The organism is Pseudomonas sp. (genome assembly GCF_017744435.1).
In the GTDB taxonomy this organism is placed as follows: Bacteria; Pseudomonadota; Gammaproteobacteria; order Pseudomonadales; family Pseudomonadaceae; genus Aquipseudomonas.
Genome location: NZ_JAGIBG010000009.1, coordinates 59,513 through 84,958 on the forward strand (window position 1 = coordinate 59,513; position 25,446 = coordinate 84,958).

The following is a 25,446-nucleotide window of genomic DNA, read 5'->3' on the forward strand; positions in this document are numbered from 1 at the left end:
CCCACTTACTGTTTATAGTGTTCGGCCAGTGCAGTGCACCAGGCCTCGCCGCGAGCCCCCTGCGGCGTAAGGTCAAGCGAGCGGCCGCTCGCTTGGGGGCTTATGGTAATGGTCAGGTCGGGCTTTGGCAAAACGCCCGCACCCTTTTGTGGCCATTCGAACAGGCACAGCGGATCGCCCTCGAAATAGTCACGAATGCCCATGAACTCCAGCTCTTCCGGGTCGACCAGACGATACAGGTCGAAATGGAAGGCGCGTATTTCACCGATTTCGTAGGGTTCTACCACGGTAAAAGTCGGACTTTTCACTGCACCAGTATGGCCCAGCCCACGGATCAAGCCACGCGAGAGCGTGGTCTTGCCCGCCCCCAGGTCGCCTTCCAGAAAAATCACGCCACGACCGCCAGTCACCTCGGCCAGTTTTGCGCCGAAATCGACCGTGGCCGCTTCATCGGCCAGAAACAGGGTTAAGCCAGACACGCAGAATGCTCCTCCAACAACTCACGAATGACCGGCGCCAGATCACTGGCTGCCAGGCCTCTACCTTTGACGCCCAGGCGCTCCCCTGCACAGGCGTGCAGCCATACGCCCAGGCCAGCCGCGCTCCAGGCATCCAGCCCCTGGGCCAGCAACGCCGCCAGCACGCCGGTCAGCACGTCGCCCAGCCCTGCACCGGCCATCGCCGGGTGCCCCCGCTCGCACAGCGCCAGCCGGCCGGTGGGGTCTGCCACCAGGGTGCCGGCGCCCTTGAGCACGCAGACGCTGGCATAGCGGCGTGCCAGCTTGCGCGCCGCCCCTGGGCGATCGGCCTGCACGGCCTCGGTGGATATGCCCAACAGCCGCGCCGCCTCCCCCGGATGCGGGGTGAGGATGCTGCCACTGGGTAGCGCCAGTGGCGTGCGGGCCAGCAGGTTCAGGGCGTCGGCATCCCACACCTGCGGCCGCTCGGCGTTGGCCACCGCTGACAGCAGGCTACGGCCCCAGGCGGCTTGCCCCAGGCCGGGGCCCACCACCAGCACCGAGGCACGCTCCAGCACACCAATCAACTGATTGGCCGACTCGACCCCCAGGCACATGGTTTCCGGCATGCGCGCCAGCCCGGCCACTACGTGCTCCGGGCGCGTCGCCACGCTGACCTGCCCGGCACCGCAGCGCAGCGCAGCCTCGGCACTGAGCAGCACGGCGCCGCCAGTGCCCAGGTCGCCACCGACGACCAGCACATGGCCGAAGTCGCCTTTATGGGCATGCGCATGACGCGCCGGCAGGCGTGCGACGGTCACGCTGCTGAGCAGTTGCGGGGCATTGCTGGGATGTTTGGTCTGCGGCATGGGGTCAAAGGCTCCAATGTCTGGCAGAATTATACGCACCTGAGCCCGTATTGCCTGCCCATCCATGTCCGCCTGTACGCCTGACCTCACCCAACTGGCCCAATCCATCAAGATCTGGGGCCAAGAACTCGGTTTTGCCCACGTCGGCATCGCCGGTGTCGACCTTGGCGAACACGAACAGCACCTGCAACGCTGGCTTGAGGCCGGCTACCAGGGTGAAATGGAGTACCTCGGCGCCCATGGCAGCAAACGCGCCCACCCCGACCAGTTGATTCCCGGCACGGTGCGCGTGGTCTCGCTGCGCATGGACTACCTGCCCGGCGACACGCAGATGGCGCAACGCCTGGCCCAGCCGGAAAAAGCCTACGTGTCGCGCTACGCCCTGGGCCGCGACTACCACAAGCTGGTGCGCAAGCGCGTGCAGTTCCTGGCGGACCGCATCCAGGAAGCGATCGGCCCGTTCGGCTACCGCGCCTTCGTCGACAGCGCCCCGGTGCTGGAGAAGGCCCTTGCCGAGCAAGCCGGGCTGGGCTGGATCGGCAAGAATACCCTGCTGCTCAACCGCAAGGCCGGCAGCTACTTCTTCCTGGCCGAACTGTTCGTCGACCTGCCGCTGCCGGTGGACGAGGCGCATACCAGCGAACACTGCGGGCGCTGCCAGGCGTGCCTGGACATCTGCCCGACCCAGGCGTTCGTCGGGCCGTATGTACTGGATGCGCGGCGTTGCATCTCCTACCTGACCATCGAGTTACGCGGGCCTATTCCGGTCGAATTGCGTTCAATGATGGGCAATCGCGTGTTTGGCTGCGATGACTGTCAGATCGTCTGCCCCTGGAACCGCTTTGCCAATCACAGCAAGGAGCAGGACTTCCAGCCACGGCATGGGTTGGAAAATGCCGAGCTGGCTGAAATGTTCCTGTGGGACGAGCGCACCTTCCTGCGCAAGACCGAGGGTGGGCCGTTGCGGCGGGCGGGGTATGAGCGGTTCTTGCGCAACCTGGCCGTGGGGCTGGGTAATGCGCCTTCGACGATCCCGGTGATCGAGGCATTGAAGGCCCGGCGGGAAGATGAGTCGGAACTGGTACGCGAGCACGTGGAGTGGGCGCTGGCCCGGCACGGCGTCCTATAGGAGCGGGCTTGCCCGCGAAGAAGACAGCGCGGTGTATGGCACCGGCTCTGCCGGTGTTCGCGGGCAAGCCCGCTCCCACAGAGAATGCGGAGCGCCTGGATACAGGGATTATTGCTGGTCGTTGTAGTGGAACTTGGGCATTTCCCAATGGAAACGGATCGCCAGCAAGCGCACCAGGAAGCCACCGAACAAGGTCAGCAGCATCGCCTGCTCCGCTGGTAGCTTGAAGTACACGCAGCCCAGATAGAACCAGGCCGCCGCGAACGACACGCTGGCATACAGCTCGCGACGGAACACCAGCGGGATGTCGTTGCAGAAGATATCCCGCAGGATCCCGCCAAACACCCCGGTGATCACCCCGCTGATCGATGCCACCAGCATGCCCTGCCCCATCTCCAGCGCAGTCATGCAGCCAATCAAGGTAAAGGCCACCAGGCCCAGGGCATCCAGCACCAGGAACAGCGAACGCAAACGGCGCATCATCGGCGCGATGAAAATCGTCAGGAGCGCGGCGCAGCTGGTCAATACCAGGTATTCCGGGTGCTTCACCCAAGTCAGCGGGTAATGCCCAAGCAGCACGTCGCGCACCGAGCCGCCACCCAGGGCGGTCACACAGGCGATCAGCACCACGCCAAACCAGTCCATGCCGCGGCGGCCGGCAGACAGGGCGCCGGTCATGGCTTCGGCAGTAATGGCGATCAGGTAGAGCATCAACAACATGGCGCGGGTCCGTGCGGGAAAGGCGCGCAGTCTAACCAGTTGCCTGAGGCACCAAAAGAGGGCGCGAGCACAATATCTGCGCCCTTTCGGCTCACACCTTGATGAAATGCTCGCGGTAGTGACGCAGTTCGGCGATCGACTCGCGGATATCGTCCAGCGCCAGGTGGGTGCTGCCCTTCTTGAAGCTGTCACGCACATCCGGCGCCCAGCGTGCCGCCAGCTCTTTCAGGGTGGAGACATCGAGGTTGCGATAGTGGAAGTAGTTTTCCAGGCCGCGCATGTGCCGATAGAGGAAGCGACGATCCTGGCAGATGCTGTTGCCGCAGATCGGCGACTTGCCTTTTGGCACCCACTGCTCGAGGAAGGCGATGGTCTGCGCTTCGGCTTCGGCCATGCTGATCTTGCTGTCACGCACGCGCTGGGTCAGGCCCGAGGCGCCGTGGGTGCGGGTGTTCCACTCGTCCATGCGCGCCAGCACTTCGTCACTGTGGTGGATGGCGATCACCGGGCCTTCGGCCAGGGTGTTGAGCTCGCTGTCGGTGACGATGGTGGCCATCTCGATGATGACGTCGTGGTCCGGATCCAGGCCGGTCATTTCCAGATCGATCCAGATCAGGTTCTGTGGGTTCTGCATGAAGGGGCTCCTCGTATAGGCCGTCATATTAGCCTAGCGACGCCGGCCTGCGCATGCGCGGCGCAAAGGTAACCAGAATGGTCAGTGAGCTGGCGTGCTAAACTGCCTGCCGTTTTCAACTTGCCCCACCTTGGAAGGTCCATGGCCAAACGCCAGCTCAATCGTCGCCAGAACTGGCGTATCGAAAAAATCCAGAACGAACGCGCCGCTCGCGCCGCCAAACGCGAACAGCACGTGCTGCAGGAGCTGGAGGGCGGCGACCTGGGGCCGGAACAGTTGGGCCTGGTGATTGCCCACTTCGGCGTGCAGGTCGAGGTGGAAGCCCAGGACGGCGAAGCCGCCGGCCAGGTATTCCGCTGCCACCTGCGGGCCAACCTGCCGGCGCTGGTCACGGGCGACCGAGTGGTTTGGCGGGCCGGCAACCAGGGCATCGGCGTGATCGTCGCGCAGATGCCGCGAAGCACCGAGTTGTGCCGGCCGAACAACCACGGTCAGCTCAAGCCGGTCGCGGCCAACGTCGACCTGATCGTGATCGTCTTCGCCCCGGCACCGGAGCCACACCCGAACCTGATCGACCGTTACCTGGTGGCCGCCGAGCACGCCGGCATTCGCCCGCTGTTGTTGCTGAACAAGGCCGACCTGATCGACGAAGAAAACGGCCCGGGCCTGCACGCACTGCTCGAGGTCTACCGCGACCTGGGCTACCCGCTGCTGGAAGTCTCTGCGCACCACGGCGACGGCATGCTGCGCCTGCAGCAGATGCTCGACGGGCACATCAGCGTGTTCGTCGGCCAGTCGGGCGTGGGCAAGTCGTCGCTGGTCAACAGCCTGCTGCCTGAGGCCGGCACCCGCGTCGGCGACCTGTCCGAATGGTCTGGCCAAGGCCAGCACACCACCACCACGGCGCGCCTGTATCACTTCCCCAACGGCGGCGATCTGATCGATTCGCCGGGCATCCGCGAATTCGGCCTCGGCCATGTCAGCCGCGACGACGTCGAGGACGGCTTCATCGAATTCCGCGATTTGTTCGGCACTTGCCGCTTCCGCGACTGCAAGCATGATCGCGAACCGGGATGCGCACTGCTCAAGGCCCTCGAAGACGGCCGCATCAAGCCGCAGCGGATGAACAGCTACCGTTCGATCATCGCCAGCTTGCCGGAAGACAGTTACTGATTTGTAGGAATTATTACCGGAGTGCGTAGGACGCCTCCGGTTTTCCTGCCATCTATTGCCCTACCTGTCGCTTTCCCTGAAGGTCATGACTTCTATCAGGGAGGGCATCGGCGATGCCGGTTTTTTATCAGTTACCGCCATGAAGAGCGGCTTCACGCCTTCATCCTCAACGAACGCCTGCTGCTCGAAGGCATCACCGCGCAGTTGGTGGAGTTCGGTGCCGACGGGCACACCCGCGAAGACGCTCATGGCAGCGCCTGCCAACAGTTGAACGATGCAACCCACTGGATCGGCCTGCTACCCGCAGAAGCCGCCGATGACTGGTGGACTGCCAGGCTGCTGGAGGCTGCGGTAACAGCCAATCGACGGGTGAGTTTCTATCGCAGCGGGGACTGCGAACTGCTCGAGCAGCTTGACAGGTGGCCAGTGATGCGCGAACGGGCGCATATCGACCTGTTCGTGCGGGCGTATCACGATGAGTGCACGTTTCAACGGGCGATGATTCTGCCAGCGGGGCATAGGGCGAGTGTCGACCGGGACAATGCGGATTTCTTTCATGCCGATCTCAAGGCCAAGATCAGGCGGGGGTTCTGAGTCTTGGGGCCGCTTTGCGGCCCCTGTCAGCCATTACTGGTTTTTTTGTTCATCCATCTTCAAGGTCCCATCCTCGAAGATGTTCAGCTTCTGGCGCAACTCACGCGGCTGCATCGGCGCCTGGTCAGCTGCATCCCCTGCCGCCGGTGCTGCCGGGGCAGTGGCGCCAGGCGCTGCACCTGCAGGCGGAGCCGGCTGGGCTGGCGCCTCAGGGGCACCCTGCTCACCCTCGATATTGCGCTGCGCCTTCTTGGTCAGGACGATGATGTCGATACGCCGGTTGACCGGGTTGAACGGGTCCTTGCGATCGAACAGCGACGAAGAGGCATAACCCACCACCCGCGCCACCTGGCCATCCGGGTAACCACCGGCAACCAGGGCGCGACGGGCAGCGTTGGCACGGTTGGCCGAGAGCTCCCAGTTACCGAAGTCGCCAGTACCGGAGTACGGCTTGGCATCGGTGTGCCCACTGATACTGATCTTGTTCGGCACCGCCTTGATGGTGTCGGCCATGGCCAGCAGGATGTCTTCGAAGTACGGCTGCAGACGCGCACTGCCGATATCGAACATCGGCCGGTTCTCGGCATCCATGATCTGAATGCGCAGGCCGTCCTGGGTAATTTCGAACAGGATCTGGTCCTTGAATTTCTGCAGCTGCGGGTTCTCCTCAACCTTGTTCTGCAGCTCCTGCAGCAGCAACTCGAGGCGCTCGCGCTCGACCTGTTCGGCCATGGTCTCGACCTGGTCCTTGTCCAGCTGGATGCTGGTGTCAGGCGTGGGCTCGGACTTCTGCTCCGGGTTGATGGTCTTTTCCGGCGCCAGCTGCGGCGAACCACCCAGGTCGATGATGTAAGGCGTACCACTCTCGGAAAAACCGATCGGGTCCTTGAAGTAGCCGGCAATGGCGATCTTCTGTTCAGGCGTAGCCGTGGATAACAGCCACAGCACCAGGAAGAACGCCATCATCGCCGTGGCGAAGTCGGCGAAGGCGATCTTCCAGGCGCCGCCATGGTGCCCGCCACCGAAGCGCTTGACGCGCTTGATGATTATCGGCTGATTGTTCTCCATGACTCAGCGACCGCGAACCGCTTGTTCCAGCTCGGCGAAGCTTGGACGGTGCTTCGGATACAGCACCTTGCGCCCGAACTCGACAGCCAGCGAAGGCGGCATGCCAGAGGCCGAGGCCACCAGAGAGGCCTTGATCGATTCGTAGAGGTTGAGCTCTTCCTTGGCATCATGCTCAAGGCACTTGGCCAGCGGGCCGAAGAAGCCATAGGCCGCGAGAATACCGAAGAAGGTACCGACCAGTGCCGCACCGACGTGCATGCCGATGGCCTTCTGGTCGCCATCGCCGAGCGACGCCATGGTCACCACGATACCCAGCACCGCCGCAACGATACCGAAGCCAGGCATACCGTCGGCGATGCCGGTGACCGCATGCGACGGGTGCTCGAGCTCTTCCTTCATGCTCAGCAGCTCCATGTCGAACAGGCCTTCGAGTTCATGGGGTGCCATGTTGCCGGTGGACATGATGCGCAGGTAGTCGCAGATGAACGCGGTCATGCGCTCGTCGCCCAGCACTGCCGGGTACTTGGCGAAGATCGGGCTGGCGGCGGCGTCTTCGATATCGCTCTCGATCGCCATCATGCCTTCGCGACGGCTCTTGTTGAGGATCTCGTATACCAGGCCCAGCACTTCCAGATAGAACGTATGGGAAAAGCGTGAGCCGAACATCTTCATCGACTTCTTGATTACATGCATAGTCATGTAACCAGGGTTGGCCTGCATGAAGGCGCCAAAGGCTGCACCGCCGATGATCAGCACTTCGAACGGCTGGATCAGCGCCGCGATCTTGCCGTGGGAGAGCACATATCCGCCGAGCACGCTCGCGAATACGACGATGATGCCGATAATTTTAGCCATAGGTTCAAAGCACTTGCTGTCGTGGTCAGGGTGAGGGACGGGAGCTTTAAAACTCTTCTTCTACTTATCGGCAGAACTGCGCCAGACTATAGCCACTAAAAGCGAAAAGCCAGTTCGGACTGATGTCAAAATGCCAATGGAATCCAAGGTGCCCACTCAGAATCCGCGTACTGTAGAAGCCTGGGTCAAGCTGCTCGACGGTGTTCGTGTACCGGTCCCGAAGCAGAGTTACGACCGGGTCATGAGCGCGATCAACGACAATCGCCGCTCGTTGCGCGACATCGCTGAACTGATGCAGGACAGCCCCGCCCTGGTGCTGTCGGTGATGCGCGAGGCCAACCACCCCGCCAACGCCAGCCAGGCCGAACCGGCTGAGAGCCTGGAAATTGCCCTGAACCGCCTGGGCCTGGCACGCAGCAGGGAACTGCTGATGCGCCTGCCTGCCCTGCCGGAAGACGACATCCCGCCGGTGCTGCGCCAATTCCTGTTGATCAGCCAGCACGCCGCGCAACAGGCCAACGGTCTTTTTGCCAGCCGCCTGGCGCGCCTGTGGCAGGAGATCCACTGGGGCAGCCTGCTGTTCCTGGCCCCCCTGTGGCCGTTGGCCCTGGCCCAGCCCAAGCTGCTGGACGCCTGGGAACTTCGGGTTATCCACAAGGGTGAAACGGCGGCCGACGTGGAGCAGGAACTGTTCGGCGTGCGCATCTTCGCACTGTGCCAGGCCATGGCCGAACACTGGCGCCTGCCCAAATGGGTCACCCAAGGCTATCGCCTGCTGCTCGAAGAGCGCGACCAACTGGCCCTGGTCCTGAGCATTGCCCGCGAAGAAGACCTGCTCAGCCAGCAGCATCGCCTGGACGAAGCACCCGGCTTGCGCCGCTGGTTCAACGAACCGGCCAATACCGTGCTGCTGGCCAACAACCTGGCGCTGGCAGCGCAGGTGGGCTGGGACAACCCGCATCTGCTGCGCTGGCAACTGCTGACCGCGCTGTACCTGCAGACCTCGCTGGAAGACGTGCAACAGCAGGTTCACCAACAAGCAGCAGCCAGCGCCCGGCGCCACGCCCGCCACGCCCTGTTCCACCCCGCCGAGGCGTTGATCTGGCCCTGGGACCAACGTCGCCCGCACCCGGACATGCTCACCCCGCCACCACCGTCCAGTGAGGCGCTCGGCCGCTGGCGCAAGCTGTGCCAGGAACTGCTGACCCAACCCAGCCCATTCACCAATTCCGTGCACCTGGCCACCCATGCACGCGAGGCGCTGGAAGCCTGCGGGATGCAGCGCATCATGCTGCTGAGCCTGGACAAGACCGCCGATTACCTGCGCGTGCAGCAGATCGCCGGCCTGCCCAAGGAAGCCGGGGGCATCGCCCTGGACATCGAGCAGAACAAGCTGCTGCAAAAGCTCATGAGCAAGGTCGGCCAACTGCGCCTGACGCCCGAGAACCACGCCCAGTTCTCGGCGCTGCTACCAGCTCCGCTGCGTGCGCTTTTCCATAGCGAACACCTGTTGCTGCGCTCGCTGGCCGTCGGTGACCAGGTGTTGATGCTGGCGGTGGCCGACCAGGGCGGCAAGCCACTGGCCGATGTCAGCGTGCAGGCCTTCGGCAAGACTTCGCAATGTATCGAACGTGCGCTGGCGGTGTTTGCCAACCGCGGTGCCTGAGCCTTGCGCTACAATCGCCCCTCTTTCCACACTGGAGAACGTGGATGACTGACTTTTCCGGCCTGCCTTTGGTGATCGAAGCCGCAGACCTGCTGCCGCGCCTGGATTCACCCCAGCTGATCCTGGTCGACCTGAGCAGCGCCAACCGCTATGTCAGCGGGCACATCCCCGGCGCCCGCTTCGTCGAGGGCAAGCGCACCCAGCTCGGCCAGCCTCCGGCGCCCGGCCTGCTGCCGGCCCAGGCCGATCTGGAAAAGCTGTTCAGCGAGCTGGGCCACCGTGACGATGCCGTCTACGTGGTATACGACGACGAAGGTGGCGGCTGGGCCGGGCGCTTCATCTGGCTGCTCGATGTCATCGGCCATGCGCGCTACCACTACCTCAATGGCGGCATTCAGGCCTGGCCGGCGGACAAGCTCTCCACCGATGTGCCAACGCCGGGCAATGCCCCCGTGCACCTGCAACTGCACGGCGAACCGACTGCCACGCGCGAATACCTGCAGAGCCGCTTGGGCGCCGACGACCTGGTGGTCTGGGACGCCCGCGGCCCGCAGGAATTCAACGGCGAAAAAGTCCTGGCTGCCAAGGCTGGGCACATCCCCGGCGCCGTCAATTTCGAATGGACTGCTGGCATGGACCTCAACGATCACCTGCGCATCCGTGCGGACATCGCTGAAGTGCTGCAGCAACTGGGCATCACCCCGGACAAGGAAGTGATCACCCACTGCCAGACCCACCGCCGCTCCGGTTTCACCTACCTGGTGGCCAAGTCCCTCGGCTACCCACGCATCAAGGCCTATGCCGGTTCGTGGAGCGAATGGGGCAACCACCCGGACACGCCTGTCGAAGTTTAAGGACATTCAACACAATGAAATCCCGTCTGTTCATCCTCAGCCAGTACCTGCTGCCGCACCACTTGCTGTCGCGCCTGGCTGGCTGCGTCGCCGAGTGCCGTGCGCGCTGGTTCAAGAACGCCTTCACCGCCTGGTTTGCCAAGCGCTACCAGGTGAACATGAGCGAAGCGCTGGTCGAAGACCTCACCGCCTACGAGCATTTCAACGCCTTCTTCACCCGTGCCCTGAAACCCGGTGCACGCCCGCTGGACGAAACCCCGGGCGCAATCCTCTGCCCGGCCGACGGTGCCGTCAGCCAGCTGGGCCCGATCGAACACGGTCGCATCTTCCAGGCCAAGGGCCACAGCTTCAGCGCGCTTGAGCTGCTCGGCGGTGATCCGGCACTGGCCGCGCCGTTCATGGGCGGTGAGTTCGCCACCATCTACCTGTCGCCGAAGGATTACCACCGCGTGCACATGCCGCTGGCCGGCACCCTGCGCGAGATGGTCTACGTGCCGGGCCGCCTGTTCTCGGTCAACCAGACCACTGCCGAGAACGTTCCAGAGCTGTTCGCACGCAACGAGCGCGTGGTGTGCCTGTTCGATACCGAGCGCGGGCCAATGGCCGTTGTGCTGGTCGGCGCCATGATCGTCGCTTCGATCGAGACCGTGTGGGCAGGCCTGGTCACTCCGCCAAAGCGTGAGCTGAAGACCTTCCGCTACGACGAAGAAAGCCGTGCGCCGATCCACCTGGAAAAAGGCGCCGAACTGGGTCGCTTCAAGCTGGGCTCGACCGCCATCGTGCTGTTCGGGCCGGAGCAAGTGAAATGGGCCCAGACCCTGGGTGCAGCTTCGGCTGTGCGCATGGGTGAACTGCTGGCGACCCCTGCCCAGGCTTGATCCTGGCAATAAAAAAGGCCCTGCATGCGCATGCAGGGCCTTTTTTTTAACGGTGGATCAGCCGCGGGCGTCGCGGTCGCGCAGGCCCAGCAGGTACAGCACGCCATCCAGCCCCAGGGTGGAAATCGCCTGCTTGGCCGACTGGCGCACCAGCGGCTTGGCGCGGAAGGCCACGCCCAGGCCGGCCAGTGACAGCATCGGCAGGTCGTTGGCGCCATCGCCCACGGCGATGGTCTGTTCCAGCTGCAGGCCTTCTTCACTGGCCAGCTGCTGCAGCAGGTCAGCCTTGCGCTGGGCATCGACGATCGGCTCCACGGCCACGCCGGTCACCTTGCCATCGACCACTTCCAGCTCGTTGGCGAACACGTAATCGATGCCCAGGCGCGCCTGCACCTGCTTGGCGAAGTACGAAAAACCACCAGACAGGATCGCCGTCTTGTAGCCCAGACGCTTGAGCTCGGCGAACAGGTTTTCGGCACCCTCGGTCAGACGCAGGGAAGCACCGATCTCGTCGAGTACGCCAACATCCAGGCCCTTGAGCAGCGCCATGCGCTCCTTGAAGCTGGCGCGGAAGTCCAGCTCGCCACGCATGGCCCGCTCGGTGATTGCGGCAACCTGCTCACCCACGCCGGCGGCCTTGGCCAGTTCATCGATGACTTCAGCCTCGATCAGCGTCGAGTCCATATCGAAGACCGCCAGGCGGCGATTGCGACGGAACAGGTCGTCCTTCTGGAACGCGATGTCGATGTTCAGTTCTTCGGACAACGCGAAGAAATCAGCACGCAATCCCTGGGCGTCACTCGGCACGCCACGCACGGAAATTTCCAGTGCCGCCTTGCCCTTCTCGCTCGGGGCGCCCAGGGTAACCCGCGCCGACAGGCGTTCGATACGCTCGATGGTCAGGCCATACTGGCTGATGACGGCGCTGACGCGTTGCAGCTGCTCGGGGGTGATCTTGCGGCTGAGCAGGGTCGCGATATGTCGCGCTTCGCCCTGGGCATCGGCCCAATGCTGGTAGTCGGCTTCGGAGATCGGCGTGTAACGCGCTTGCAGGTTCAGCTCGTGGGCCTTGGACTGCACGCTCTGCAGCAGGCCGGTAGCCACTTCGTTATCTGGGATATCGACCAGAATGCCGAACGACAGGGTGCCGTGCATGACCGCCAGGCCGATGTCGAGGATGTTCACACCGCCCTGGAGCAGGACGCCGGTAATGGCGGCGGTGAGACCCGGACGGTCCTCACCGGTGATGTTGATCAGAACGATTTCGCGCACAACCTGGCTCCGACTTCGATGAAAAATGCGCATTCTACCGATTTTCCATGACCATCGGGCGCCAACTCTACTTTGCCGACAAAACACTGCTCGCTATACTGCCCAACACTTTTATGCCATTAAGAGCCGCGCTCTGTGAACCGGCCCATGCCCGTCAAAACCGACAACTTCTTCATCATGATCTTCCGAGCCCTGCGCCAACGTCGCGTGCCCCTAGCACTACGCATCGCCACCACCAACATTTTCCTGGTGGCGCTGGCGCTGGTGATCTATGCCTGCGTGATGGGCCTGCAGTTCAAGCAGGCCATGCACGAGCAGGCCGACGCCCTCGGCCAGAGCCTGACCACCCAGACCGCCACCTCGGCGACCGAGCTGCTGGTGTCCAACGACATCCTCAGCCTCAACGTGCTGCTGGGCAACCTGGTGAAGAACCCGCTGGTGGCCCATGCGGCCATCTACAGCGTGGATAACCGCATCCTCGCCGAGGCTGGCCAGCGCCCGCGCAACAGCCTGCTGGGTGAAGCCGAAGGCCTGTACCAGACCAAGATCACGTTCCAGGACGTGACCGCCGGTCAGCTGCGCATCAGCCTGGACATGAGCCAGTTCCAGCAGCCGATGCTGATCAGCCTGCAGAGCATGGGCATCCTCGCCGCCATTCTGCTGGCCCTGGCGCTGAGCCTGAGCCTGCGCCAAGGTCGCCACATCACCCTGCCGCTGCTGCAGCTGCGAGTGTGGCTGCGTGACCCGCACCCTTACACCCCGGCCATCGACCGCCAGGACGAGATCGGCGACATCGCTCGCCAGCTTCATGCGCGCCTGGCGCCGCCACCTCCGCCCGAGCCGGAACCGGAGGAAGAAGAGGACGAAGACGAGTTCGACGACCTGCACGACGAAGTCCCGGCCAAGCCCGCTCAGCGCGCCAAGGCCGTGGTCCAGGCGGACGAGGATGACGACGCGGCTTTCGCCGGGTTGCTGGACGAGGAGGAACAACCGGCGGCCAAGCCTGCCGTGGTCGAGCCCGACGAGCCGCAGAACACCGCCGTGCTGGCCGTTCAACTGGGTTCCCAGGAGCAACTGCGTCGCCTGCCGCGCACGCGCCTGACCGAGCTGCTGGAGCGCTATCGTGGCTGCCTGGAGCAGGCGGCCTCGCTGTATGAAGGCGACATCCACACGCTCAACGATGGCAGCACGCTGGTGCTGTTCCACAGCCGCGACTGCGGTGAGGATTACCTGACCAACGCCATCTGCTGTGGCGAGCTGCTGCGTGCGCTGGGCCATGCCCTGCAGATCGAAGTGGCCGACAGTGGCATCACCCTGCAATTGCAGCTGGGCCTGGCCCTGGGTGATGACCTGCAAGGGCTGGAACAGGTCGACCTGCTGATGGCCGAAAAGGCCCAGGACGCGCTGGCACTGTCGCAACACAGCCGCAACCTGCTGTTGGTGGAGCGGCAGATCAGTGATGACGAGCTGATCCGCAAACGCGCACGTATCCGCCCGATTGCCAGCCCTGAAGGGGCTTGCTGCGTAGAGCGGTTGATGGAGCCTTACCCGTCGATGCTGGAGCGTCAGTTGGCGCGGATGCACGAGCGCCGGGCCTGATACCGGGCCGGCTTCTTCGCGGGCTCGCCCGCTCCCACAGGTTCTTCACCGACCTCAAAGCCTGTGAAATACCTGTGGGAGCGGGCAAGCCCGCGAAGAGGCCGGCACAAACAGCACAATACGCACACCCACAAAAAAGCCCGCGAGCATGCGGGCTTTTTTGTGGCTGGCGGTTCGATCAGAACCGATAGACTTCCATATCGGTGCGAATCGGCGAAGCCATCGGGATCTTCGACTTCCCGGGTTCTTTCTTGACCTGTACCGGCGCTGCCTGCTTCTTCGGTGCTTCTTCGGCAACCGCAGGCTGATTGGCCAGCGGCTTGACCGCCGTGCTCAACTGTTCGGCGAGCTTCTGCAGCAACTGGCCCTGGGCCTGAACCTGGGACGACTCGCTGCCCTCGTGCGGCTGCTCGAGGTGAACGATACGGTTGTCACGTACATGACCACGACGGTCGAGCAGGCGCCATTGCGCATCGAGAATCGCTGGCTGGTTCTTGCCCGAGTCCAGGCGCGTGATCGACAGCAGCACCTGCACGTCCGGAGTGAAGCCAGTGCTGGCCGGGGCCAGCACCACGCGCTGGCTATCCAGGCGCCAGGCCAGCTGGCGCACCAGCAACTGATCGATATCCGCTGACAGGCTGCCGGCCCAACGACCGTCGGTCGCCGAACTCAGGCTACCATCGGCTTGACGCTGCAAGAAGGTTTCACGCTGCAGGTAATCGGCTACCGACACCGGGCCGAGCACCACGGCCATGCCCGCACTCTGTGAAGGCTGGCCAGGATCACCGCTGTCGAGTTGGTACAGGGCAACCGGCTGATGCATGCTGCATCCGCTCAGTCCCAGCAAACCCGTCATCAACAGCGCAAATGGAAGGCGCAGGAATTTCATTCAACCCATCCAGGCGGTCGCCACCAGGCAAACCGCAGTGATACTGATAGAGATTCAATCGGGCACACGGCCACGCCGGCACCGCAGGGGCACTATCATCCGCGAAATATCGGCCCGACTCCAGCATTTCTGCCTGGAACGGCGCTGAAATTGCCGTTCCAGACATTTCGTCGGATTATGCCGGCAGTTCTACCTGCAACCCGTCGACGCGCTGGAAGCCGCGTGGCAGCTTGCTGCCACGTCGGCCACGTTCGCCCTTGTAGTGCTCCAAGTCGTCTGGCTTAAGAGACAGGGTACGCTTGCCGGCTTGCAATACAAGGGTTGCACCCTCGGCAACCACCGCCAGATCGGTGACAAATTCTTCACGACTGGCGACCCGATCACCGGGCACACCGATGATCTTGTTGCCCTTGCCTTTACCCAGCTGTGGCAGGTCGGAAACCTTGAACACCAGCAGGCGGCCTTCGGTGGTCACCGCCGCCAGCCAGTCCTGCTCGCGGTCGGCCACCGGCCGCGGGGTCATGACCTTGGCACCGTTTGGCAAGCTGAGCAGGCCTTTGCCGGCCTTGTTCTTGGCCTGCAGGTCCTCGCCCTTGACCACGAAGCCGTAACCGGCGTCCGAGGCCACCACGTACAGTGCATCATCGTCTGGCAGCAGCACGCACTCGAAGGTCGCCCCTGGCGGTGGCGTCAGGCGGCCGGTCAGCGGTTCGCCCTGGCCCCGCGCCGATGGCAGGGTATGTGCGGCCACCGAATAACTGCGCCCGGTGGAGTCGATCAACACGGCAAACTGGTTGGAACGGCCTGCAGCAGCGGCCTTGAAGCCATCGCCGGCCTTGTAGGACAGGCCGGTGGCGTCGATGTCGTGGCCCTTGGCGCAGCGCACCCAGCCCTTTTCCGACAACACCACGGTGACCGGCTCGGTCGGCATCAGTTCGTTTTCCGACAGGGCCTTGGCTTCGGCGCGCTCGACGATTGGCGAGCGGCGGTCGTCGCCATAGGTTTCCGCGTCCTTGATCAGCTCGCTGCGCACCAGCTTGCGCAGCTTGGCGTCGCTGCCCAGCAGGGCCTGCAGCTTGGCCTGCTCCTTGAGCAGTTCGTCCTGCTCGCCACGGATCTTCATCTCTTCCAGGCGCGCCAGCTGACGCAGGCGGGTCTCGAGGATGTAGTCGGCCTGGATCTCGGTGAGCTGGAAGCGCTCGATCAGGGCCTGCTTGGGGTGCTCTTCAGTACGGATGATGTGGATCACTTCATCCAGGTTGAGGAACGCGGTGAGCAAGCCTTCCAACAGGTGCAGGCGCTTCTCGACCTTGTCCAGGCGGTGCTGCAGGCGGCGGCGAACGGTGTTGGTGCGGAACTCCAGCCACTCCAGCAGCAGCGCACGCAGGTTCTTCAGCTGCGGGCGGCCGTCGAGGCCGATGATGTTGACGTTGACCCGGTAGCTGCTTTCAAGGTCGGTAGTGGCGAACAGGTGCTGCATCAGTTCGTCGGCATCCACGCGGTTGGAGCGCGGGATGATGACGATGCGGCACGGGTTCTCGTGGTCCGACTCGTCACGCAGGTCGGCGACCATCGGCAGCTTCTTGGCCTGCATCTGGGCGGCGATCTGCTCCAGCACCTTGGCCCCGGAGACCTGGTGCGGCAGCGCGGTGACGACGATGTCGCCGTCCTCGACGCGGTACACGGCGCGCATGCGGATCGAACCGCGGCCGCTTTCGTAGATCTTCTGGATTTCGGCACGCGGGGTGACGATTTCAGCTTCGGTCGGGTAGTCCGGGCCCTGGATGTGCTCGCACAGTTGCTCGATGGTGGCCTTGGGCTCGTCGAGCAGGCGCACGCAGGCGCTGGCCACTTCACGCAGGTTGTGTGGCGGCACGTCGGTGGCCATGCCCACGGCGATACCGGTGGTGCCGTTGAGCAGGATGTTCGGCAGACGCGCCGGCAGTACCGCTGGCTCCTCCAGCGTGCCGTCGAAGTTCGGCACCCAGTCGACGGTGCCCTGGCCCACTTCGCTGAGCAGCACTTCCGAATAGCGCGACAGACGTGCCTCGGTGTAACGCATCGCGGCGAACGACTTCGGATCGTCTGGCGCACCCCAGTTGCCCTGGCCGTCGACCAGGGTATAGCGGTAGCTGAACGGCTGCGCCATCAGCACCATGGCTTCATAGCAGGCCGAATCGCCGTGGGGGTGGAACTTGCCGAGCACGTCGCCGACGGTACGGGCGGACTTCTTGTGCTTGGCGTCGGCATCGAGCCCCAACTCGCTCATGGCGTAGACGATGCGTCGCTGCACCGGCTTCAGGCCGTCGCCGATGTGCGGCAAGGCCCGGTCCATGATCACGTACATGGAATAGTTGAGGTAGGCCTGTTCGGTGAAGTCAGCCAGCGAGCGGCGTTCGACGCCGTCCAGGCTGAGTTCCAGTGAGTCGCTCATGCGGGCCTCGTCATTTCAGGTTCTGGCGCAGCAGCATGGTGCCGCCGCGCTGGGTAAATTCAAGTTGTTTCAGGGCGCTCATGCCCAGCAGCACGGTCTGCCCGTCCAGGCCCGGCACCACCAGGGCGCGCACATTCTGCAGGTGGATATCACCCAACTGCAGGGTATCCAACCGGGTGCGGTAGCCTTCGGTGCGGCCGTTGGCGGTGCTCAGCATCACCGGGATGCCGCGCTGCAGGTTCAGGTCCTTGGCCAGTGACTCCGGGATCGCCACATCGGTGGCGCCGGTGTCGAGCATGAAATGCACCACCTGGCCGTTGATCGCGCCGTCCAGCACGAAGTGCCCCTGGCCATTGCTCAGCAGGCGCACTTCGATGAAACCGTCACCATGGGACGATTGCACCTGGGTGTTCGGGTTGCGCTCGTGGTCTTCCCAGTGCCCGAAGTAACGCGTGGCCAGGAACAGACCCGCCACCCAGGCGACGATCATCAGGACCTTGCCGGCGCGCTTGCCCGGTGGCTGGCTCATGGCGTAGCGCTCCAGCCGCCCTGCGGCGCTTCGAAGCGCCAGACGATCGGCCGGCTTTCGCCATCGGCGCGATCACCGTTGTTGTTGTCCAGGCCGATCCAGGCGCCCTTGGCATCGATCACCAGCGCTTCGGCCAGGCCGTACGGCTGGTCGTAGCGGCGCTCCGGCACCAGTGCCTCGGCGGCGAACGACCAGCACTGCTCGACCTTGCCACTGGTGGCATCACGCCGGCACACGCGGTAGGCGTTGCGTTCGAGGGTGAACAGCTTGCCCTCGAACCAGGCGAGGTCGGCAAAGTCGCGCGACAGCGCCCGGGGGTTGGGCATCTGTGGTGGCTGCATCTCGACCCCGGCTTCGCTCAGCAACACGCAGCTGCGCCCGCAGGTCCACACCGACTGCTGGCGCTCGATGGCCACCAGGCCGCGCCGCTCGCGCTCGGCTGCCAGCCACAGGCGATCACCTTCCGGGTTGATGGCCAGGCCTTCGAACAAGGCATTGAAGTTGAGCAGCATGCCACTGGCACGGGCCTGACGCACCATCGCCGGGTCAATCTTCAGCCACTCCGGCTCACCCCCGGCAGGCAACTGCAGCACCGCCGCATGGGCCTCGCTGACCAGGTAGAGATTGCCTGCCTTGTCGCAGGTGATGCCTTCGTAATCCAGCTCGCCACCGCGCACGTAGGAGGCCGCCCAGTTACGCGACTTCAACCCCCACGGCAGGCCGCTCTCAGGCACGGGGGGTGGCGTGAAGGTCAGCGGCTGGGCGCGCCAGACGGCGTCCTGCTGGTCGAAGCGGTAAATGCGGTCGTCATCACGATCGGAAACACCCCAGAGCCCGCCCCGGCACTCGACCAAGCCGGACAGGTTGCCGCCGCGCATGCCCTCGATCGGGTGCTCGGAGGCCAGCTTCAGTTCTGGCCAGTTGCCGGCCAGGCTCGGCAGGGCAATCAGCGCCAGGCAGGCCGCGACCAGCAGACGAATCAAACCAGTACCTCAGCCAGGTTGCCTTTGGTTTCCAGCCAGTTCTTGCGGTCGCCGGCGCGCTTCTTGGCCAGCAGCATGTCCATGATCTCGGTGGTGCCCTGCACGTCGTCCAGGGTCAGCTGGACCAGGCGCCGGGTGTTCGGGTCCATGGTGGTTTCGCGCAGTTGCGGTGGGTTCATCTCGCCCAGGCCCTTGAATCGGGTGACCTGCGGTTTGCCACGCTTCTTCTCGGCCACCAGCCGGTCGAGGATACCGTCACGCTCGGCTTCGTCGAGGGCGTAGTAGATTTCCTTGCCCAGGTCGATGCGGTACAGCGGCGGCATGGCAACGTAGACATGGCCGGCCTCGACCAGCGGTCGGAAGTGCTGGACGAACAGTGCGCAGAGCAACGTGGCAATGTGCAAACCGTCGGAGTCGGCGTCGGCGAGGATGCAGATCTTGCCGTAGCGCAGCTGCGACAGGTCGGCCGCGCCCGGGTCGACACCGATGGCCACGGCGATGTTGTGCACTTCCTGGCTGGCCAGGACTTCGCCGCCGTCCACTTCCCAGGTGTTGAGGATCTTGCCGCGCAGCGGCAGGATGGCCTGGAATTCCTTGTCGCGGGCCTGCTTGGCCGAACCACCGGCGGAGTCACCCTCGACCAGGAACAGTTCGGCGCGCATTGGGTCCTGCCCGGCGCAATCAGCCAGTTTGCCTGGCAACGCCGGGCCCTGGGTAATGCGCTTGCGCTCGACCTTCTTGCTCGCCTTGAGGCGACGACCAGCGTTGCTGATGGCCAGTTCCGCCAGCTGCATGCCCAGCTCGGGGTGGGCGTTGAGCCACAGGCTGAAGGCGTCCTTGACCACACCGGAAACGAACGCGGCGGCCTCGCGGGACGACAGGCGCTCCTTGGTCTGGCCGGAGAACTGGGGTTCTTGCATCTTCATCGAAAGGACGAAAGTGATGCGTTCCCAGACGTCTTCCGGCGCCAGCTTGACGCCGCGCGGCAACAGGTTGCGGAACTCGCAGAATTCGCGCATGGCATCGAGCAGGCCCTGGCGCAGGCCGTTGACGTGGGTACCGCCCTGGGCGGTGGGGATCAGGTTGACGTAGCTTTCCTGAACGCTGTCACCGCCTTCGGGCAGCCACAGCAGGGCCCAGTCGACAGCCTCCTTGTTACCCGCCAGGCTGCCGCAGAACGGTTCGTCGGGCAGGCGCTGGAACTCGCTTACCGAGTCAACCAGGTAGGAACGCAGGCCATCTTCGTAGTGCCATTCGACCTTCTCGCCGCTGGCCTTGTCCTCGAAACTGACCAACAGGCCCGGGCACAGTACGGCCTTGGCCTTGAGCACGTGCTTGAGGCGGCTGATGGAAAACTTCGGCGAATCGAAATACTTCGGGTCCGGGCTGAAGTACACGCTGGTACCGGTGTTGCGCTTGCCGACCGTGCCGACCACCTCCAGCTCGCTGGCCTTGAAGCCATCGGCGAAGGTCATCTGGTACTCGTTGCCGTCGCGCTTGACGCGTACGCGCACCTGGGTCGACAGGGCGTTGACCACCGAAATGCCCACGCCGTGCAGGCCGCCGGAGAACTGGTAGTTCTTGTTGGAGAACTTGCCGCCGGCGTGCAGCTTGGTGAGGATCAGTTCGACGCCCGACACGCCCTCTTCGGGATGGATATCCACCGGCATGCCACGGCCATCGTCGCTGACTTCCAGCGAGTGGTCGGCGTGGAGGATGACCTGCACCGAGCGGGCGTGGCCGGCCAGGGCTTCGTCGACACTGTTGTCGATGACTTCCTGAGCCAGGTGGTTAGGCCGGCTGGTATCGGTGTACATGCCCGGGCGTTTACGCACCGGGTCGAGGCCGGAGAGGACTTCGATGGCGTCTGCGTTATAGGCGCTAGCGCTGGGATTGGCCATGGGTTCTCGTCGTCAGTCTGGTGAATGCAAAAAGATCAAAGTACAGAAAAATCGAGCGCCGCATACTGCTGCCGGGCAATGCCGGCGAAGGCCAGCAGGCCTGGCAGCTGCTCGGCAAAGCCCTGGAAGCTGTGGTCGCCACCGGCCTGGATGCGCAGGGCGCAACCTCGGTAATACTGCTCGGCGTGGCGATAGTCCAGGGTTTCATCGGCGGTCTGCAGCCACACTTGATAGCGGCCTGGGTCGGCCGGCGCCGGCACTTCCAGTTCGGCCAGGGCCTGCACATGGTCCAGGGTCAGCTCCCAAGTCTCGCCAGTGTAGTGGTTGCGCTGGGCCCCCAGATAACCGTCGAAGCGCTTGTGAGGGGTGACTGCCGGGTTGACCAGCAAGGCTTTCAGCCCATGGCGCTCGGCCAGATGGGTGGCATAGTAGCCGCCGAGCGAACTGCCGACCAGCAGGGGCGCCCCGAGCTCGGCGATGGCGGCTTCGAGCTGGGCCATGGCCTGGCGTGGATGGTGGTGCAAGTCCGGGACGCGCAGCTGCTGCGACAGGCCCAATTGCTGCATGACAGCCTCGAGCTGGCGCGCCTTGGTGGAAAACGGCGAGCTGTTGAAGCCATGGATATAGAGGATGGAACCCGACATGCTGCCCCCGGAATCTGTGGCTTCGCGCCCAATCGAGCGGGCGCAGGGACGCGCAGTGTAGCGCGTTCGCCGGGATTTGGCGCCGCGGCAGGGATTTAGCAACAAATTCTTCAAGAGCTGGGGCCGCTGCGCGACCCAGGCTCTTCAATATCCCGCGCTATTGAAGTCGAGCTTCACTTCAAAATCAGTGGCCCGCTCTACCCCAGTCTGCAGCTGCCCATCGGCATGCAGGCGCAACCAGCGATACCCCGGCAGCTCTTCGCTGACCTTGAAGTCCTCGCTGCCTGCCGCGAACTGGATGCAGGTCGACGGCGTGGCCAGCAGGCGCAAGCCATCGCGCAGCTCGTCCCACTCCTGGTGAATGTGCCCCCAGAGCAACGCCTTCACCTGTGGATAACCGCGCAACCGCTGCAGCAGCTCATCGGCATTGCGCAGACCGATCGGGGCGATCCAGGCGCAACCGATATCCACCGGCTGATGGTGACAGCACACCAGGCAATGGCGCTCGCCGGCCGAGGCCAAGGCATCATCGAGAATCGACAACTGGTCCGGTTCGAGCAGCCCATGGGTAGCGCCCGGCACCGCCGTGTTCAGCATGACCACGCGCCAGCTGCCGATGTCGGTCACCGACTGCACCAGGTCCGGCGCGACCTCGGCCATGAGCTTGGCTTCATCATGGTTGCCCGGCAACCAGCGAGTCGGTACGGCACATTCGCCGGTCAGCTCACGAAACGCTTCATACGAAGCGACACTGCCATCCTGGGACAGATCACCGGTGCACAACAGCAAGTCGACACGCGGCTGCTCGCGACGCACCTGGGCCACCACATGGCGCAGGCTGTCGCGGGTATTGAGGCCCAGCAAGGTGCCCGCCGGGTTGGCGAACAGATGGGCGTCGGTCAGTTGCACCACATGCACGGGCGCAGGGAAAGGGGCTGGGTGCGGCAACGGCCGTCTCCTCGAACGGATTCTGCACGAATTATGGCGCTGGAACGGTTGTGAGCAAACACTCGAAACCGACCCAGGTCACATTTCAGCGCACACTTGCCAGTTCGTGGCCGCAGGCCAGGCAATGGCTGAGCCATTCGCCGAGGAACAGGTTGAGCTGTGCCTTCTCGTCCGGCTGGTGCATGGCCTCGTTGGGGTACGGGTAGATGCTGCGCAGGCGGCGGGTATGCTCGGCGCTGATCACTTCGGCCATGCGCGCATCGTGATACACCTGCACCTCCAGGTGAGGCACCGGCAGCCAGGGCAGGCTGTGCTCCTGGCGCACCCGCAAGGTGGTGGTGTACGGGCAGGCCAGCAGCACATCGAGCACCAGCACACCGAGCATCTGGTCGCCCTGGGTCATGCCGATGCGTCGCGAACTCTGGGTGGTACGCATATCGGGCAGCAGGCGCATGAGCCGGGCATAGTTGGCCTCGCAGGCTGCTTGCAGCCCGGCCAGATCAACCCGATAACGCTCACGCAAGAGGTTCACTTCCACATACCTCGAACTTCATCTTTATTCAGCGCCAGCCACTGCAGGCTGATGATGGTTGCCGCGTTGCAGATTTGACCATCGCGTACTGCCTGCATTGCATCGTCGAACGACCACACGCGTACACGGATGTCCTCGCTTTCTTCTTCCAGGCCATGCAGGCCACCCGCGCCTTCACTGGTGCAGCGGCCCAGGTACAGGTGCACGTACTCATCGCTGCCACCGGGCGAAGGGAAGTAGCGGGTAATTGGCCACAAGGCGCCTATTGCCAGCCCGGCTTCTTCCTCGGCTTCACGATGCGCGACGTTTTCCAGCTCTTCTTCCCTGTCGATCAGCCCGGCGACCATCTCGATCAGCCAGGGGTTTTCGACCTTGCCCAAGGCGCCGACACGGAACTGCTCGATCAACACCACCTCATCGCGCAGCGGGTCGTAAGGCAGCACGCAGACCGCATCGTGACGCACGAACAGCTCACGACTGATCTCACGGCTCATGCCACCCGCGAACAGTTCATGGCGCAGCTGCACCTTGTCGAGCTTGTAGAAGCCCTTGAAGCAGTTGGCCCGCTTGACGATCTCGACCGCCCTGGGCACCGAATTCAACGTGTCTGACATGGAAATCCTCATGACCTCATTTACCGCATCGCGCCATCCTACTCTGCACGGTTGCCCGTTTCACCCCTTTCCGGCAACCGTTCGCGCACTCGGGACAGCACGCCTTCACTCTGTTAGCTTAGTGGCGAACTGAAGGCCGCGCAGACGGTCAAAGGCCGACTTTTCCCTGTTCTGCAAGGATCATCATGACACTTGTCAAACTGACTTCCGTGGCCGTGCTGGCACTCGCTCTGGGCGCCTGCCAGAGCCTGTTCGCACCCAATTACCGGACCCCGCTCGAGGTCAAGCGTGATGCCTGGGAGCACGTCAAACCCGGCTGCAGCGCCAGTGACTGCCCGCTGGTGAACATCGACACCGTCCACTTCCCGGCCCAGCCCAAGCTCGACGCCATCGTCGAAAAGCGCCTGCTGCAGCTGACCGAAGACAATCAGCATGGCACCGCGCCAAGCACCCTGCAGGCCTACGAGCAGCAATACCTGGCCAGTGCCGACAAACGCAACAGCAGCTACCTGCAAGCCAAGGTACGCGAGCAGCATGACGGGCTGGTGATCATCGAGCTGTCCAGTTACCTCGACAGCGGCGGTGCCCACGGCATGCCTGGGCGCGCCTTCATCAACTACTCGCGCAAGCTGGACAAGGTGCTGACCCTGCAGGACATGCTGGTTCCAGGCCAGGAAGAGACCTTCTGGAAGACCGTGGAAGCGTCGCACCAGGCCTGGTTGATCAGCGTGGGCATGGACAAGGACGCCGAGTTCGTCAAGACCTGGCCCTTCAAGCGCTCGCCGCACATCGCCCTGACGTACGGCGCGCTGGTGGTGAAGTACGAGGTCTACGCCATCGCGCCCTACTCCATGGGCCACGTTGAACTGAAGATCCCTTACCCACGCCTGAACGGCGTGCTCAAGCCTGAGCTGTTTCCCGGCCGCGGCTGAAACTCAGCAGGCCATGCAGCCCACCTGCCAGCAGCAGTGCTGGCAGGGTAGCCCCCAACTCCGGCGCCTTGGCGGCGATCACATGATAGGCCGCGACCCCCACCACCCAGGCCAGCAGCGCCTGCCAGTGCAAACCACCGACCTGGGTCGGCAGACGACGGCGACGGATCACGTAGTGGTCCATCAGCACCACGCCGAACAGCGGGGCGAACACCGAGCCGATCAATAGCAGGAAGTTTTCGTACTGGGCCAGCGGAGCCAGCAGCGCGATCAGGGTGCACAGCACGCCGATGACCAGCGCCAGATGCTCGACCTTCAGCGGCAGCAGTACGCCGGTGGAAACGGCGGCCGAGTGAATATCGGCAAAGGCCTTTTCCGACTCGTCCAGCAGGATCAACAGCAGTGGGATGCCCATGCCAGCGCCCGCGAGGGCCAGCAGCAGCGCATTGACCTCGCCGCTGGCGGCAAAGGCCAGGGTGTACGCCACGCCCAGGCTCATCAGCCAGGTGTTGCCAATGAAGTAGCCCAGCACGGTTCCGCCGAATACATGCTTGCCGTTACGGGCGAAACGCGAGTAGTCGGCGATCAACGGCAACCATGACAACGGCATGGCGATGGCGATGTCGAAGCCCACGGCCAGCGACATCGAACCATCCCCGGCGCGGTTCCACAGCCCGGCCAGATCGGCCTTGGCGAACAGGTTCCAGGTCAGCCACAGGCACGCACCCAGCAGCAGCCAGATACCCCAGGCACGCAGCACCTTGCGCACGAACGCCAACGGCCCGCTCACCGCCAGCAGGGTGGCCAGGCCACCGAAGCACAGCGTCCAGAGCATCGGGCTGTTCCAGGCACTGTCTTCGCCGAACGCCCGTGCCCCCAACAAGCTGGCAGCATCGCGCATGACGATGATCTCGAATGCGCCCCAGCCTACCAGTTGCAGCAGGTTGAGCAGTGCCGGCAAGCGCGCGCCATGGCTACCCAGGCTCAGCTTCAGGGTGCCCATGGCCGACAGACCGGTGTCACTGCCAATGACTCCGGCAGCGCCGAGCAGCAGCACACCGACACCGGTGCCAAGGGCGATGGCCAGGACCGCGCCGGCCAGGCCAAGGCCAGGGGCCAGCATGGCGCCGACCTGCAGGACCATCAGGCCGATGCCGAGGGAGAACCACAGCGAGAACAGGTCGCGGGCGCCGAAGATGCGCTGGTGGGTGGGGACCGGGTGGTCGGGGGAGAATGGGCTGGGGGTGGTCATGCTTGTTGGCACTCGGCAA

The 25,446-nt window shown here is 63.9% G+C and carries 25 protein-coding genes; 8 read left to right on the forward strand and 17 right to left on the reverse strand.

What is annotated here, in order from left to right; all coding sequences use genetic code 11:
- Positions 1-5: 5 nt before the first annotated feature.
- Positions 6-479: a tRNA (adenosine(37)-N6)-threonylcarbamoyltransferase complex ATPase subunit type 1 TsaE gene (tsaE, locus tag J7573_RS08940; protein ID WP_294333132.1), complete on the reverse strand. Its 474-nt coding sequence runs from the start codon at positions 477-479 to the stop codon at positions 6-8.
- Positions 467-1,327, reverse strand: coding sequence for an NAD(P)H-hydrate dehydratase (locus tag J7573_RS08945; protein ID WP_294333135.1), 861 nt, complete (start codon positions 1,325-1,327; stop codon positions 467-469). The genes tsaE and J7573_RS08945 overlap by 13 nt, the downstream gene beginning before the upstream one ends.
- Positions 1,328-1,391: 64 nt before the next feature.
- On the opposite strand from J7573_RS08945, the gene queG reads away from it, so the two are divergent.
- Positions 1,392-2,456 (forward strand): tRNA epoxyqueuosine(34) reductase QueG, encoded by a 1,065-nt coding sequence (gene queG / locus J7573_RS08950; protein WP_294333138.1) that lies wholly within the window; start codon positions 1,392-1,394, stop codon positions 2,454-2,456.
- Positions 2,457-2,564: 108 nt separating this feature from the next.
- Here queG and J7573_RS08955 read toward each other — a convergent pair whose 3' ends face one another.
- The gene (locus J7573_RS08955) at positions 2,565-3,176 is read right to left on the reverse strand and encodes a trimeric intracellular cation channel family protein (protein ID WP_103445901.1); all 612 of its coding nucleotides are present in this window, start codon (positions 3,174-3,176) and stop codon (positions 2,565-2,567) included.
- Positions 3,177-3,267: 91 nt separating this feature from the next.
- Entirely contained in the window at positions 3,268-3,810 is a 543-nt protein-coding gene (orn, locus tag J7573_RS08960; protein ID WP_054887871.1) for an oligoribonuclease, read from the reverse strand.
- 141 nt (positions 3,811-3,951) lie between these two features.
- Between orn and rsgA the strand changes: the two genes are divergently transcribed.
- A complete protein-coding gene (rsgA, locus tag J7573_RS08965; RefSeq protein ID WP_294333146.1) occupies positions 3,952-4,983 on the forward strand; it encodes a small ribosomal subunit biogenesis GTPase RsgA in 1,032 nt (343 codons plus the stop codon).
- Positions 4,984-5,004: 21 nt separating this feature from the next.
- Positions 5,005-5,577: a molecular chaperone Tir gene (locus tag J7573_RS08970; RefSeq protein WP_363263471.1), complete on the forward strand. Its 573-nt coding sequence runs from the start codon at positions 5,005-5,007 to the stop codon at positions 5,575-5,577.
- Positions 5,578-5,610: 33 nt separating this feature from the next.
- On the opposite strand, the gene motB is transcribed toward J7573_RS08970, so the two are convergent.
- Complete coding sequence (motB, locus tag J7573_RS08975) at positions 5,611-6,645, reverse strand: flagellar motor protein MotB (protein WP_294333148.1); 1,035 nt, start codon at positions 6,643-6,645, stop codon at positions 5,611-5,613.
- Positions 6,646-6,648: 3 nt separating this feature from the next.
- Positions 6,649-7,500 (reverse strand): flagellar motor stator protein MotA, encoded by an 852-nt coding sequence (gene motA / locus J7573_RS08980; RefSeq protein ID WP_103445905.1) that lies wholly within the window; start codon positions 7,498-7,500, stop codon positions 6,649-6,651.
- Between the two features lie 130 nt (positions 7,501-7,630).
- Between motA and J7573_RS08985 the strand changes: the two genes are divergently transcribed.
- Genes J7573_RS08985 through asd form a run of 3 tightly spaced genes read left to right on the forward strand, consistent with a single transcriptional unit; the run spans position 7,631 to position 10,898 of the window.
- Entirely contained in the window at positions 7,631-9,166 is a 1,536-nt protein-coding gene (locus tag J7573_RS08985; protein WP_294333154.1) for an HDOD domain-containing protein, read from the forward strand.
- 44 nt (positions 9,167-9,210) lie between these two features.
- Complete coding sequence (locus J7573_RS08990) at positions 9,211-10,020, forward strand: rhodanese-like domain-containing protein (protein ID WP_294333157.1); 810 nt, start codon at positions 9,211-9,213, stop codon at positions 10,018-10,020.
- 14 nt (positions 10,021-10,034) lie between these two features.
- On the forward strand, positions 10,035-10,898 hold the full coding sequence (asd, locus tag J7573_RS08995) for an archaetidylserine decarboxylase (protein WP_103445908.1): 864 nt from the start codon (positions 10,035-10,037) through the stop codon (positions 10,896-10,898).
- 57 nt (positions 10,899-10,955) lie between these two features.
- Here the strand turns inward: asd and serB are convergent, their stop codons facing one another.
- Complete coding sequence (serB, locus tag J7573_RS09000) at positions 10,956-12,170, reverse strand: phosphoserine phosphatase SerB (RefSeq protein WP_294333161.1); 1,215 nt, start codon at positions 12,168-12,170, stop codon at positions 10,956-10,958.
- Between the two features lie 135 nt (positions 12,171-12,305).
- Here serB and J7573_RS09005 point away from each other — a divergent pair, with 135 nt between their 5' ends.
- Positions 12,306-13,769, forward strand: a complete 1,464-nt coding sequence (locus J7573_RS09005) for an AhpA/YtjB family protein (RefSeq protein WP_294333164.1) — start codon at positions 12,306-12,308, stop codon at positions 13,767-13,769.
- 178 nt (positions 13,770-13,947) lie between these two features.
- Here the strand turns inward: J7573_RS09005 and J7573_RS09010 are convergent, their stop codons facing one another.
- The 9 genes from J7573_RS09010 to J7573_RS09050 all read right to left on the reverse strand — a co-directional run bounded on the left by J7573_RS09010 (position 13,948) and on the right by J7573_RS09050 (position 23,243).
- Positions 13,948-14,658, reverse strand: a complete 711-nt coding sequence (locus J7573_RS09010) for an ABC-type transport auxiliary lipoprotein family protein (protein ID WP_110633444.1) — start codon at positions 14,656-14,658, stop codon at positions 13,948-13,950.
- A gap of 175 nt (positions 14,659-14,833) precedes the next feature.
- Positions 14,834-17,092, reverse strand: a complete 2,259-nt coding sequence (gene parC, locus J7573_RS09015) for a DNA topoisomerase IV subunit A (RefSeq protein WP_294333169.1) — start codon at positions 17,090-17,092, stop codon at positions 14,834-14,836.
- Between the two features lie 10 nt (positions 17,093-17,102).
- On the reverse strand, positions 17,103-17,621 hold the full coding sequence (locus J7573_RS09020; RefSeq protein WP_294333171.1) for a TIGR02281 family clan AA aspartic protease: 519 nt from the start codon (positions 17,619-17,621) through the stop codon (positions 17,103-17,105).
- Complete coding sequence (locus tag J7573_RS09025; RefSeq protein ID WP_294333174.1) at positions 17,618-18,604, reverse strand: esterase-like activity of phytase family protein; 987 nt, start codon at positions 18,602-18,604, stop codon at positions 17,618-17,620. The genes J7573_RS09020 and J7573_RS09025 overlap by 4 nt, the downstream gene beginning before the upstream one ends.
- Complete coding sequence (gene parE, locus J7573_RS09030) at positions 18,601-20,505, reverse strand: DNA topoisomerase IV subunit B (RefSeq protein ID WP_294333176.1); 1,905 nt, start codon at positions 20,503-20,505, stop codon at positions 18,601-18,603. Before parE ends, J7573_RS09025 begins: the two co-directional genes overlap by 4 nt.
- 35 nt (positions 20,506-20,540) lie before the next feature.
- Positions 20,541-21,149: a YqiA/YcfP family alpha/beta fold hydrolase gene (locus J7573_RS09035; RefSeq protein WP_294333181.1), complete on the reverse strand. Its 609-nt coding sequence runs from the start codon at positions 21,147-21,149 to the stop codon at positions 20,541-20,543.
- A gap of 144 nt (positions 21,150-21,293) precedes the next feature.
- Positions 21,294-22,097, reverse strand: coding sequence for a 3',5'-cyclic-AMP phosphodiesterase (gene cpdA, locus J7573_RS09040; RefSeq protein WP_294333183.1), 804 nt, complete (start codon positions 22,095-22,097; stop codon positions 21,294-21,296).
- A gap of 85 nt (positions 22,098-22,182) precedes the next feature.
- The gene (locus tag J7573_RS09045) at positions 22,183-22,635 is read right to left on the reverse strand and encodes a DUF1249 domain-containing protein (protein ID WP_054887887.1); all 453 of its coding nucleotides are present in this window, start codon (positions 22,633-22,635) and stop codon (positions 22,183-22,185) included.
- A complete protein-coding gene (locus J7573_RS09050) occupies positions 22,626-23,243 on the reverse strand; it encodes an NUDIX domain-containing protein (protein WP_294333188.1) in 618 nt (205 codons plus the stop codon). Before J7573_RS09050 ends, J7573_RS09045 begins: the two co-directional genes overlap by 10 nt.
- Positions 23,244-23,428: 185 nt before the next feature.
- Between J7573_RS09050 and J7573_RS09055 the strand changes: the two genes are divergently transcribed.
- Positions 23,429-24,175, forward strand: coding sequence for an RsiV family protein (locus tag J7573_RS09055; RefSeq protein ID WP_294333191.1), 747 nt, complete (start codon positions 23,429-23,431; stop codon positions 24,173-24,175).
- Here the strand turns inward: J7573_RS09055 and cytX are convergent.
- Entirely contained in the window at positions 24,144-25,427 is a 1,284-nt protein-coding gene (cytX, locus tag J7573_RS09060) for a putative hydroxymethylpyrimidine transporter CytX (protein ID WP_294333193.1), read from the reverse strand. The two genes, J7573_RS09055 and cytX, sit on opposite strands and share 32 nt — an antisense overlap.
- Positions 25,428-25,446: the final 19 nt, after the last annotated feature.